We start from the raw sequence: 11627 nt of genomic DNA, 5'->3' as shown, positions 1-11627 counted from the left end.
GTCGCCTTCGCCGCCGGTCCGGGCCTGGCCGAGCTGTTCGCCTCGGCGGGGGCGGTCGTGTCGCCGACCCCCACCGGGCATCGGCCGTCGACGTCGGAGATGCTGGCCGCCGTCGGTGGCGGGAGCGTCGCCGAGGTGGTGATCCTGCCGAACGAGCGGGACGCCATCCCGGTCGCCGAGGCCGCCGCCGCGGAACTGCGCGCCGACGGCCGCCGGGTGGCTGTCTTGCCGACTGTCACGCAGGTCCAGGGGCTCGCCGCGGTGGCCGTGCACGAGCCAGGCCGTTCGTTCGACGCCGATGTCGTCGCGATGACCACGGCCGCCGGCCATGCCCGGCACGGTGCGGTCACCGTTGCGGCACGGGAGGCGGTGACCATGGCCGGCATCTGCCGGCCGGGCGACGTGCTGGGAGTGGTGGAGGGCGACTTCGCCGTGATCGGCTCCGACTTGTTGGACGTCGCGATCGAGGTGGTGGGGCGCATGCTGTCCGCCGGCGGCGAGCTGGTGACGGTGGTCACCGGCGCCGAGGCCGATGCGTCCCTGGCGGAGGGGGTTCAGACCTGGGTCAGGAAGACCCACCTGGAGGCCGACACCGTGGTCTACGAGGGCGGTCAGCCACGCTATCCGCTCCTGCTCGGGGTGGAATGACGACCGCGTCGTGATCATGATCCTTTTTGAGTCCCTATCAGGGCATCAGAAGGAACATGATCATGGAGCTGCGTGCGCCTCGTGGTGTCCCGCGCAGCTTCGATCGCTGGGGTGGTGGAATAGGGGTCGTGGAACTCCACCGGGATCTCGACGCCGCGGTCGGCGACAAGACGGCGAAGGTGCTGGCTAAGGAGCTGGACCTGCACACCGTCGAGGACCTGCTGCGGTATTACCCGCGCCGCTACATCGAACGCGGTGAGCTGACCGACCTCGGTTCGCTGCACGAGGAAGAGCAGGTGACTGTCCTCGCGAGGGTGAAGACCGCTCAGGTGCGCGAGTTCCGGCGCGGCGGTCGGGGGCGGCCGAGCAACCGCCTCGAAGTCGTGGTCACCGACGGCTCCAGCGACCTACAGCTGGTCTTCTTCAACCAGGACTGGCGGGGACGAGAGCTCAGGGTGGGCCGGATCGGCATGTTTGCCGGCAAAGTGGGCACCTTCCGCGGCCAGCGCCAGCTCGCCCACCCGGAGTATCAGCTGGCGCCCGACGACGCGGACGACCTGCAGGAGGCCGCGCAGGCATTCGCCGACGAGATCATCCCGGTCTACCGGGCGACCAAGCGGCTCGCATCGTGGCGGATCCAGAAGTGCGTCGAGCTCGTGCTCGACCAGCTCGGTGACATCCCCGATCCGCTCCCCGACGACGTCCTTCGCAACCGGCACATGCCCGCGCTCGCCGAGACCTTCCAGGCGATCCACCGGCCCGTCGACATGCAGCGCGTGTGGCAGGCGCAGGCACGGCTGCGGTTCGAGGAGGCGTTCGTGCTGCAGGCCGAGCTCGCCCGGCGTCGAGCATCCGCGGCCGCGCTGCCCGCCCGGCCGCGGCACGCGACCCCGGGCGGCGTGCTGGAGGCGCTCGACGCCCAGCTCCCGTTCGAGCTCACCGAGGGGCAGCGGCAGGTGGGCGAGATGATCGCCGAGGACCTGGCGCGTGAGCACCCGATGCACCGGTTGCTCCAGGGGGAGGTGGGCGCCGGTAAGACCGTGGTCGCGCTGCGAGCGATGCTCTCCGTCGTCGACGCCGGCGGGCAGGCCGCGTTGCTGGCCCCCACCGAGGTGCTGGCGCAGCAGCACCACCGGTCGCTGATGGAGCTGCTCGGGCCGCTGGGGCAACGCGGCATGCTGGGCGGCCTCGACATCGGCACGCGGGTGGCGTTGGTGACCGGATCGATGGGCGCGGCCGCGCGCCGGGAGGCGCTGCTCGACATCGGGGTAGGCGACGCCGGCATCGTCGTCGGCACGCACGCGCTGCTCGAGGAGCGGGTGCAGTTCTTCGACCTGGGCCTCGTCGTCGTGGATGAGCAGCACCGGTTCGGGGTGGAGCAGCGCGCCGCGCTCGCCGCAAAGAGCCGGGACGACAGCCGCCCGCATGTCCTGGTCATGACCGCCACTCCGATCCCGCGGACAGTGGCGATGACGGTCTTCGGTGACCTGGAGATCTCGACGCTCTCCGACGTCCCGGCCGGGCGTGCCGAGGTGAGCACGCACGTGGTTCCGGCGCAGGAGAAGCCGCGCTTCCTCGACCGGGCGTGGCAGCGCGCCCGGGAGGAGGCCGAGGCAGGCCGCGGCGTCTACATCGTCTGCCCTCGGATCGGCGACGAGGACGAGCCGTCGATGCTGACCATCGCCGACGGCACGGGCGGCGGCACGGACGGGTACGAGACCGGCTCCGGCGGCGCGGAGCCGGATCAACGGCGTCCGGTCGCCGTCCTTGAGCTGGCCGACGAGCTGCGCAACGGTCCGCTGGCAGGCGTCGAGGTAGAGGTGCTGCACGGCCGGATGGCAGCGGAGGACAAGGAGGCCACCATGCGCCGGTTCGCCGCCGGCACGACGAACGTGCTGGTGGCCACGACCGTGATCGAGGTGGGCGTCGACGTTCCGACAGCGTCGATGATGGTGATCATGGATGCGGACCGGTTCGGCGTCTCGCAGCTCCACCAGCTGCGCGGGCGTATCGGTCGTGGCGGCCTACCAGGCGTGTGCCTGCTGGTCACCGACGCCGCACCGGACATGCCCGCGCGCGAGCGGCTGGACGCGGTGGCGTCGACGCGCAACGGGTTCGAGCTGGCCCGGGTCGATCTGGACCAGCGTCGTGAAGGAGACGTGCTGGGGGCGGCGCAGTCGGGACGCCGTTCGAGCCTGAAGTTCCTGAAGGTCATCAAGGATGAGGACGTCATCCGGCGGGCTCGGGAGGACGCGGCCGCGGTCATCAGCTCGGATCCGGAGCTGCTCGAGTATCCGGAGCTGGCCAACGCGATCGACGCGGTGCTCGGCGAGCGCGACGAGGACTACATCGACAAGGGATAACCTCATGATCATCAACCGCTGGACCAGCCATAGCCGGCCAGGGATTGATGATCACGGGAGGAAGGTGGGGCGGACGTGACGAGGATCGTGGCCGGTGCGGCCGGTGGCCGGAGGCTGCGGGTGCCGTCGGGCCGGACGACTCGGCCGACCTCGGACCGGGTGCGCGAGGCGATGTTCTCATCGTTGGACGCGATGCTCGGTGGTTTCGACGGGCTGCGGGTCCTCGACCTTTACGCGGGCAGCGGCGCTCTCGGGTTGGAAGCACTGTCGCGTGGTGCGCTCAATGTCACATTCATCGAGTCCGACGCGCGAGCGGTCCGGACCATTCGTGGGAATCTGGCGGACGTCGGTCTGCCTGGCGGCTCAGTCATCCACGACGCGGTGGAGAGGGTCGTCGCCGGCGGGCTCCCGGACGGCGGCGCCGGGCCGTTTGACCTGGTGCTGGCGGACCCGCCGTACGGACTGGGCTCGGACGAGCTCGGTGCGGTGCTGGCGCGACTGGCCTCCGGGTGGCTCGTCGAGGACTCTGTGGTGGTCGTCGAGCGTGACCGTCGGAGCCCGCCCGTCCCCTGGCCGGAGCGCCTCGCGGGTTTGCGTGAACGTGCGTACGGGGAGACCGTGCTTTGGTACGGTCGCTCGGCCAGAGTGAAGTAAGACAGGTGCCGGTCTGGCGCCTGTGGCAGGCGGTTGAAGGTGGAACCGATTGCCAGAGGTGGCCGGAGCCCGCGTGCGGGAGCCGGCGGACAGTGCCGGTGTGACCACTGGAGGAATCGTGCGTCGTTGCGTGTGCCCGGGCTCGTTCGACCCTGTCACCAACGGTCATCTGGACGTCGTCGAGCGGGCTGCCGGTGTGTTCGACGACGTAGTTGTGGCGGTTCTGGTGAACGTCGCGAAGAAAGGGCTGTTCGACCTCGACGAGCGGATCGAGATCCTGCGTGACGCGTGCTCCCATCTGCGGAACGTGCGGATCGCGAGCTTTGAAGGCCTGCTTGTGGACTTCGCACGGCAGAACGAGATCTCGGTGGTGATCAGAGGGCTCCGCGCGATGACCGACTTCGAGCACGAGCTGTCGATGGCCCAGATGAACCACCGGCTCACCGGGCTGGAGACGTTCTTCGTGGCGACCAACCCGGAATACTCCTACCTCTCGTCGAGCCTGGTCAAGGAGGTCGCATCGTATGGTGGGGACGTCAGTGGCCTGGTTCCCAAACAGGTGCAGGAGCGGCTTCGCGGTCGTTTCGAGGACGGCCGGTCGAACAGCCGGTAACGTGAGATCTGTCCGGGCTGACACGTGGGGACTGAGCCGGACACGAAGGTGTGCAGTACAGGAGGGTGCGTACGCCGAGGGCTGGCAGGTCACACAGGCCCGGTGGCGGTGCTGCCTAGCAGGGGGAGAGAACGTGGAGATTCACAACAAGCTCGACGAGCTGGCGGAGCTGGTCGACTCGGCGCGGACCATGCCGATGTCGTCGTCGGCGATCGTGAACAAGACCGAGGTGCTGGCGCAGATCACGCGGATCCGTGACATGCTTCCGGAGGCCCTTGCCGCGGCGGACACGGTGATCGCCCAGCGCGAGGAGCTGATCGAAGAGGCGCGTGGCAAGGCGTCGAAGATCGTCACGGAGGCACGCGCCGAACAGGCGCGCCTGGTCGGTGACCACACGGTCCTGGTGGAAGCGCGCCGTGAGCGTGGCCGCACCTTGGAGCAGACGCGGCTAGAGCTGGAAGCGATGAAGGCCGCGCTTGACGACCACGTCGACGCCAAGCTGGCCCACCTTGAGGTCGTGGCCGGGCGCATCGTGGAGACAGTGCAAGAAGGACGGGAACAGTTGCGCCGCTCGACCCCCTATGACCAGCTCGACTCCAGCGTCGCCGCGGAGGGCCGGTTCGAGATCGACCAGGTGTCGGACGCGGACGGCGATGACGGCGACGTGGGCAGCACTTCGGAGGCTGGTGACGAGCGGGCAGAGTGATCCGCTGCAGTTGGCTCTATCCGGCCCGCTCTAGTACTCTGGGCGTGGCCTCCCGGCGAGGCCGAGATCGGTCTGCCCGCACACTTACGAGAGTTGATAGCCCTGAACGCCCTCGATCCGCGTGCGCCGTTCGTGCTCGATATCCGCGAGCTCGGACGTCGACCTGGGGCGATGCGGCGCGTCTCTCGAGTGGTGCCGGCACCCGCCGGTCTCGGACTCGAAGGAGTGGTCGGAGTGCCCGAAGAGGCTGACGTAGAGCTGGAGCTCCGGCTCGAGTCGGTCATGGAGGGCGCGCTCGTCTCGGGAACGGTCCAAGCGCCGTTCACGGGGGAGTGTGCGCGGTGCCTGGATCCGATCGAGGATGACGTCCTCGTCGATCTTCAGGAGCTGTACTCTTACTCGGACAAGGATGACCCCGAGGCCGAAGAGGACGGTCTGTTCGTCGTCGACGAGCTGATCGACCTCGAGCAGCCGGTGCGTGACGCGGTGGTGTTGGCATTGCCGTTGGCGCCGGTCTGCCGGGAGGATTGCCCCGGCCTGTGCTCCGTCTGCGGAGCTCGGCTGGAGGATGATCCCTCTCACCAGCATGAAGCGACCGACCCACGGTGGGCGGCTCTGGCCGAGCTGCTCGCCGACGATTCGAACGAGTCCGGCTCCTCGGGGGCCGGCCCGACGGAGGAGATATAGCCGTGGCCGTCCCCAAGCGCAAGATGTCCCGCAGCAACACCCGCCACCGCCGCTCGCAGTGGAAGGCGAAGCTGCCGCAGATCCAGAAGCGTACGGTCAACGGGCGCACCACATGGGTGGTCCCGCACCGCGCGCACGTGGTCGAGGATTCTCAGGGCACGCCCCTGTTCCAGGAGTACAACGGACGTCAGGTGGGCGACGCCTGATCGGGACTCCACAATGACGGCTGAGTCGAAGGCGCTCTCGGAGCTTGAGGCCCGTCTTGGTATGCCGGTTGACGGGCCACTTCTGGAACAGGCGCTCACTCACCGTTCGTACGCCTATGAACACGGCGGCCTACCGACGAATGAGCGCCTCGAGTTCTTAGGTGACTCCGTCCTCGGGCTGGTCGTGACCGATGCCCTCTATCGGCGTCATCCCGACTTGTCCGAAGGGCAGCTGGCGAAGCTGCGTGCGGCGGTCGTCAACATGCGGGCCCTGGCGGGAGTGGGCCGCAGCCTGCGGCTGGGTGACTTCATCCGGCTCGGCCGTGGGGAAGAAGCCACCGGTGGCCGGGACAAGGCCTCCATCTTGGCGGACACGGTCGAAGCCTTGATCGGTGCCGTGTATGTCGACGGTGGCATCTCAGACGCGACGTCGCTCGTGCACCGCCTGGTGGACGACCTGATCGACGTCTCCGCGACGCTGGGCGCCGGCCTGGACTGGAAGACGTCCCTGCAGGAGTTCACCTCCCGGCATTCGTTGGGTGTCCCTGAGTACCAGGTGTCGGAGCAAGGTCCCGACCACGAGAAGGTCTTCACGGCCGAGGTGCTGCTCTCCGGAGCCGTGTATGGCACCGGTCAAGGGCGGAGCAAGAAGGAAGCCGAGGCCAACGCCGCCGAGCTGGCGTGGAGCACGCTGAACGCTCAGTTCGACGAGGACGCGGCCGACGATCCGCTGGCCGAGGGTGCAGCCGTCGATGCTCGATCGGCCGGCGGCACGAGGGTCGACGGTACATCCGCCGACGGTGCCTGAGCTCCCGGAAGTAGAGGTCGTCCGTCGCGGTCTCGAGGCACACGTGGCGGGGCGAAGGATCGCCCGCGTAGACGTTCTGCATCCACGTGCCGTGCGCCGGCATCTGCCAGGCCCGCTCGACTTCGCGGCGTCGTTGGCCGGGGCACGGATCGTCGGCCCGCGCCGCCGCGGCAAATACTTGTGGCTGCCGCTCGTCGACAGTCCCGGTGACGGCTCCGCCGCAGCCGGCCGGGCCATCCTCGGTCACCTCGGCATGAGCGGGCAGCTGTTGCTTCAGCCGTCGTCTGTACCCGACGGAAGGCATCTTCGGGTGCGGATCGTCTTCGACGACGAGGGCCCGGAGCTTCGCTTCGTCGACCAGCGCACGTTCGGTGGCCTGGCGATCTACCCTGTCGACCAGGCCGGGGTCCCGGTGGAGATCGCGCACATCGCCCTCGACCCGTTGGAAGCCGCGTTCGACGTGACGGTGTTCTCGACCGCGTTGCGCAAGCGGCGCACCGGCGTGAAGCGTGCGCTGCTGGATCAGTCGCTCATCTCCGGTGTGGGCAACATTTACGCTGACGAGGCGCTGTGGCGGGCTCGGCTGCACTACGCCCGCCCCACTGAGACGCTCCGGCGAACCGAGGTCGCTGTCCTGATCGAGTCGGTGCACGACGTGATGAAAGCGGCGCTGGCCGAGGGCGGAACATCGTTCGACAGCCTGTACGTCAACGTCAACGGCGAGAGCGGTTCTGCACAGATCTTTTTACGCGTCTATGGGCTTGCCGGCCACCCGTGCAAGCGGTGCGGAACGCCGATCAAACGCGAGAAATTCATGGGCCGGTCGACCCACTTTTGCCCGCGCTGCCAGCGGAAACGCTAGTCAGTAGCCGAACGATGCTCGACATGCTCGACAGCTATCTCCGTTCGCACGACGTGCCTCGAGTCATTGCACGTCAACGTGTACCGCTTCGACGCGCTCTACCTGACATCCATACAGATCAGCCCCCACAGGAATCAGCATCTGACTTGACCGAACAGTGGTTTCGCGTATCCAGTGAGCGGTGGCCAGGAGGTGCGGACGTTGCCTGAACTCCCCGAAGCCGAGGTCGTGCGTCGTGGGCTCGACGACCACGTCCGCGGCCGGACGATCGCCTCGGCGGCTGTTCGGCATCCGCGCGCGGTGCGTCGGCACCTGGCCGGTCCTGAAGACTTCGCGGCACGGGTTGTCGGTGCGACGGTCACGGGGACCGCTCGTCGGGGCAAGTACCTCTGGTTGGTCTTGGATGAACAGGACGCTCTGCTTATTCATCTGGGGATGACCGGGCAGATGCTCATCACCTCGCCTGGAGCGGCGGTTGCTACGCACGAGCGCGCCCGGTTTACCATCACTGATGGTGGCCGTGATCTGCGCTTCGACGATCAACGCACCTTTGGTCATCTTCTCTTCGACGAGGGCGGGGCGGCATTGCCTTCGCCGATCGCCCACGTGGCGCAGGATCCGTTTGATCCTCAATTCGACCAGGATGCGGTGGTTGCGCGGATCAAGGCCAGGCGCACCGGGATCAAGCGCGCGCTGCTGGACCAATCGCTGGTTTCGGGCATCGGGAACATCTACGCCGACGAAGCGCTCTGGGTCGCCGAGATGCACGGCGAGACGGCGGCGTCCTCGCTGACCGAGGCGAGGATCTTGGAGGTGATCGATGCTTCGCGAGAGGTCATGGCCGCTGCGCTGGCCCAGGCCGGAACCTCGTTCGATCGGCTCTATGTCGACGTGGCCAGCAGCAGCGCGTACTTTTCCCGGAGCCTGAGCGTGTATGGGCTTGCTGGCCAACCTTGCCAGCGCTGCGGCACCCCGATCGTGCAGGAGAAGTTCATGAACCGTTCGAGCCACTTTTGCCCGGCCTGCCAGCGAAAACGCTAATTGAGCGTTTCTGATGGCCGCGATGTACCTCGGCTCCGTCCTCGGCGCAACGCTGGCCGCCAGAATCGGGGCAGCCGATCTCGCTGCCTGGGCGCTCGTCCCCGCGGTGCTCGCGCTGGTGCTCACCGAATGGATCGCGACGCGCACAGCGGCACGCAAGACGCCAAGTTCAGCGCAGGCGGATGTGTGCAGCGTCGCATGAACGAGCATCCGATGGCGGTATGACCGGCGATTTGTGAACCCCGTAGCCGTGAAGTCCGCGGGGTTCTTCTCATGAAGCCTTCAGTGGCATCAGCGTTGTGTGACACTCGATGCTGCCGAGGCCGATCCAAAGCCTGCGGGCGAACTCGATTTTATCCTATCTGTCGCGCCCATGGCTGAACTTGGGGAAGAACAGCAAGGTCGTGACCAGGCTGACCGGGCCTCCTTCACGCGGAGCCCCGAGAGAGCGGCGCATGCTCGCGCGATCTGTCGGCCGATTTGACTCGTACTCAGAAGATAAGGGCGACCTTTCCTTGCAGATTCCCGGCGGAGAAGCGCTGATGAGCGCGGACGGCGTCCACTACTGAGAACACGGAATCGACTCGTGGGGTAATAACGCCCTTGTCGACCAGGTCCATCAGTCGTTGGAGTGCGTCGCCGTCGGCAGCGACCTGGCAGAGTTTGGTGGTGATATTCCTGGCGATGAGGTCTGGTGGTGGTCCGGTCTGCGTGGCGATAGTGGCGTACCGGCCACCATCGCTGATCGCCTCAGAAGCATTCGCGCCGTACGTGTCGAGAACCCGGTCATATGAATATAGGGGAAGATCTTCGATGTCGATTACCGCCGAGCTGGCACCCAAAGAAGCGACATACTCGATCTGTGATTGTCGCGAGACCACAGCATCTACGTGGATGCCCATGCTGGAGGCGACTTGCGCGGCGATGCTTCCCACAGCTCCGGCTGCTCCCGTGACGAGAAGGTGACTGTCAGTGCGAAGATCGAGCCAATCGAGCACTTGCAGGGCTGTCGACCCCGGCAACGGCAGTGTCCCCGCCTCCACGAGCCCCACGGAAGCCGGCGCATAGGTGACGTCCGCGACTGGCATGGCGACCAGATCTGCCCACGTTCCGCGACCCGTGCTCAACTGGTGGGATATTCCGACTACTCGGTCACCCGGCCGGAAGTTTCCTGTCGGGTCTTCGACGACGATGCCTGCCAGCTCCCATCCGAGAGTGAATGGAAGTGGAGGAGCGGAAGCACCGATGTCACCGTTTCTAGTCTTCTCGTCAACGGGGTTGATGGAACTCGAGACGACACGGATCAGAGCTTCGCCCGGGTTCAGTTCAGGATCTGGTGTCTGGACCAGAGAGAGGTCCTCGATGGGGCCGAAGTGATCTAATGATACTGCGCGCATGTGGGGTCTTCTCCCGGGGTGATAGGGACTCTATGAGTCGTCGTGGAGATCGGTTGGCTTCTTGGTGTTGCCGATCCGGTTCCGCGGAGGCGAGGCGGGCAACGACCTGAGTCCAGTATCCTTCCGGGCCAGGTAGGGCAGCCAGACACCGGATAGTGGTGCGACTGGGGTTCCTACTACTGACAGGGTCACGCTAAATACGGACAGGTTGCCTATCGTGGGGGACATGAGTAATTTAACGAGGCGGCCCGAGCCGGGTGGCTTGGGCGAGTACTTGACGTCTCGCCGCGCCGCGCTTACGCCCATCCAGGCTGGCATCGAGAGCTGGGGCAAGCGCCGCCGAGTGCCCGGTCTGCGTCGCGAAGAGGTTGCCCACCTCGCCGGTGTGTCCGTCGCATACTACGTCCGTCTCGAACAGGGCCAGGCCCACAACGCTTCCACTGAGGTGCTGCTGGCCCTCGCGCGGGCGCTTCACCTGAGTGAGACAGAAACCGAACATCTGCTCGATCTGGCCAAGCCCTCACCGACGCGGCCCGCCCCGCGCACCCGTCCCGAGCACCCCCACCCGCGAGCTTTGGCGATGCTGGACGCCATCGGCGACCAAGCGGCGGTGCTGCTGGGCCGACGCAACGACCCGCTCGCGTGGACGCCTGCCGGCCACGCGCTCTTGGCCCCGCACTTGCCCTTCGACGTGAGTGACGCACGGACTCGTCCGTCGATGCCCAGGCTGCTGTTCCTCGACCCGCAAGTGCGAGGCGCGTACATGGACTGGCTCTCAGAGGCCCGTGCCTACGTCGCCCACCTGCGCCGGATCAGCGTGAAGTACCCCGACGACACTCGGCTGGCGGAGCTCGTCGGTGAGCTATGCATGAAAGACACCGACTTCGCCGAGATGTGGGCCACCGGGCGCGTCGGCGGATGCACCTCCGGCATCAAGCGCTTCCAACATCCCCTTGTCGGTCCGTTGACGGTCGAGTTCCAGCTTTGGCTCCAGGCCGATAGTCCTGACCACCGGCTGGAGGTCTACACCCCGGCCGACCAGTCATCATCTGATGCTCTCGCGCTCCTGAACAACATCATCCAACAGACGCCTCCTGTTCTGCCCGACCGCGACGCAGACGGTGAAAGACGAACAGTCCGCGCCCGTCAATAAGCTGCTATCACCAATAAATCGACAAAGGAGTGACTAGAAGGTGCACGCGCTCTGAGCTCACGCTCGGAGCCGTCGGGCCAATAGTGCGTGTTCTCGACTGGTCACCTGGGCAGCTCGCGGAACCGCTACGGCCACTCGCTCGAAAGTGCCGAAAGTCGTTGCTTCTAAGCGGAGTCCCAGGTCCTGTGGTGGATCCCGATATTCGCGGTCTATCAAACCGCATTTGTCCAGTCAGCACACTGAATGTAGAGCCGGCGTCTCGTGGACATCGCCTGAAGGAGACGAAGCCCGGTCCCTGGCCCATCACCGGAGATCGGTTCTCAGGAGTCGTTCTCGTACACCATTTTTGTGAGACAGATCTTTCAAGACGCCGTGGACCGCTCCGGTCGGCTCCGTGGACTCGCGATCCTCGAGCAGTCCAAGATCGTCTTGGCCGATCGCGGCAGCGATGGCCCCAGCCCGTGACCGCCATCCTTCCGGGGCGAGACT

At 66.5% G+C, this 11627-nt stretch carries 13 protein-coding genes; 12 read left to right on the top strand and 1 reads right to left on the bottom strand.

The genetic code is table 11. From position 1 onward, the window contains the following. The 11 genes from ELR45_RS24760 to ELR45_RS24710 all read left to right on the top strand — a co-directional run. A partial coding sequence (locus ELR45_RS24760) for a DAK2 domain-containing protein (RefSeq protein WP_476704140.1) occupies window positions 1–648 on the top strand: 648 nt, incomplete at its 5' end. A 62-nt stretch (window positions 649–710) separates the two neighbouring features. Next, window positions 711–3011 (top strand): ATP-dependent DNA helicase RecG, encoded by a 2301-nt coding sequence (gene recG, locus ELR45_RS24755; RefSeq protein WP_129668721.1) that lies wholly within the window; start codon window positions 711–713, stop codon window positions 3009–3011. A gap of 75 nt (window positions 3012–3086) precedes the next feature. Continuing rightward, window positions 3087–3665 carry a 16S rRNA (guanine(966)-N(2))-methyltransferase RsmD gene (gene rsmD / locus ELR45_RS24750; RefSeq protein WP_129668720.1) on the top strand — a complete coding sequence of 193 codons (579 nt, stop codon included), beginning with the start codon at window positions 3087–3089 and terminating at the stop codon, window positions 3663–3665. Window positions 3666–3783: 118 nt separating this feature from the next. Further along, a complete protein-coding gene (gene coaD / locus ELR45_RS24745; protein WP_129668800.1) occupies window positions 3784–4278 on the top strand; it encodes a pantetheine-phosphate adenylyltransferase in 495 nt (164 codons plus the stop codon). A 133-nt stretch (window positions 4279–4411) separates the two neighbouring features. Next, complete coding sequence (locus tag ELR45_RS24740) at window positions 4412–4984, top strand: hypothetical protein (RefSeq protein WP_129668719.1); 573 nt, start codon at window positions 4412–4414, stop codon at window positions 4982–4984. A 96-nt stretch (window positions 4985–5080) separates the two neighbouring features. Further along, window positions 5081–5671 carry a YceD family protein gene (locus ELR45_RS24735; RefSeq protein WP_129668799.1) on the top strand — a complete coding sequence of 197 codons (591 nt, stop codon included), beginning with the start codon at window positions 5081–5083 and terminating at the stop codon, window positions 5669–5671. Between the two features lie 2 nt (window positions 5672–5673). Then, window positions 5674–5877 (top strand): 50S ribosomal protein L32, encoded by a 204-nt coding sequence (gene rpmF, locus ELR45_RS24730; RefSeq protein WP_129668718.1) that lies wholly within the window; start codon window positions 5674–5676, stop codon window positions 5875–5877. A gap of 13 nt (window positions 5878–5890) precedes the next feature. Next, the gene (gene rnc, locus ELR45_RS24725) at window positions 5891–6685 is read left to right on the top strand and encodes a ribonuclease III (RefSeq protein ID WP_129668717.1); all 795 of its coding nucleotides are present in this window, start codon (window positions 5891–5893) and stop codon (window positions 6683–6685) included. Then, window positions 6678–7547, top strand: a complete 870-nt coding sequence (gene mutM / locus ELR45_RS24720; protein ID WP_129668716.1) for a bifunctional DNA-formamidopyrimidine glycosylase/DNA-(apurinic or apyrimidinic site) lyase — start codon at window positions 6678–6680, stop codon at window positions 7545–7547. Before rnc ends, mutM (ELR45_RS24720) begins: the two co-directional genes overlap by 8 nt. 201 nt (window positions 7548–7748) lie before the next feature. Then, entirely contained in the window at window positions 7749–8588 is an 840-nt protein-coding gene (gene mutM, locus ELR45_RS24715; protein WP_129668715.1) for a bifunctional DNA-formamidopyrimidine glycosylase/DNA-(apurinic or apyrimidinic site) lyase, read from the top strand. A gap of 13 nt (window positions 8589–8601) precedes the next feature. Then, window positions 8602–8790 carry a hypothetical protein gene (locus ELR45_RS24710; protein ID WP_205857196.1) on the top strand — a complete coding sequence of 63 codons (189 nt, stop codon included), beginning with the start codon at window positions 8602–8604 and terminating at the stop codon, window positions 8788–8790. A gap of 289 nt (window positions 8791–9079) precedes the next feature. Here ELR45_RS24710 and ELR45_RS24705 read toward each other — a convergent pair whose 3' ends face one another. Further along, the gene (locus ELR45_RS24705) at window positions 9080–9985 is read right to left on the bottom strand and encodes an NADP-dependent oxidoreductase (RefSeq protein WP_129668714.1); all 906 of its coding nucleotides are present in this window, start codon (window positions 9983–9985) and stop codon (window positions 9080–9082) included. Between the two features lie 226 nt (window positions 9986–10211). Between ELR45_RS24705 and ELR45_RS24700 the strand changes: the two genes are divergently transcribed. Next, window positions 10212–11138 (top strand): helix-turn-helix domain-containing protein, encoded by a 927-nt coding sequence (locus ELR45_RS24700; RefSeq protein WP_129668713.1) that lies wholly within the window; start codon window positions 10212–10214, stop codon window positions 11136–11138. The last annotated feature ends 489 nt before the right edge of the window (window positions 11139–11627 follow it).

It is taken from the genome of Phytoactinopolyspora endophytica (assembly GCF_004138495.1).
Lineage (GTDB): Bacteria > Actinomycetota > Actinomycetes > Jiangellales > Jiangellaceae > Phytoactinopolyspora > Phytoactinopolyspora endophytica.
Note: the sequence above shows the minus strand (reverse complement) of the source record. Positions and strands in the feature narration are given on the sequence as shown.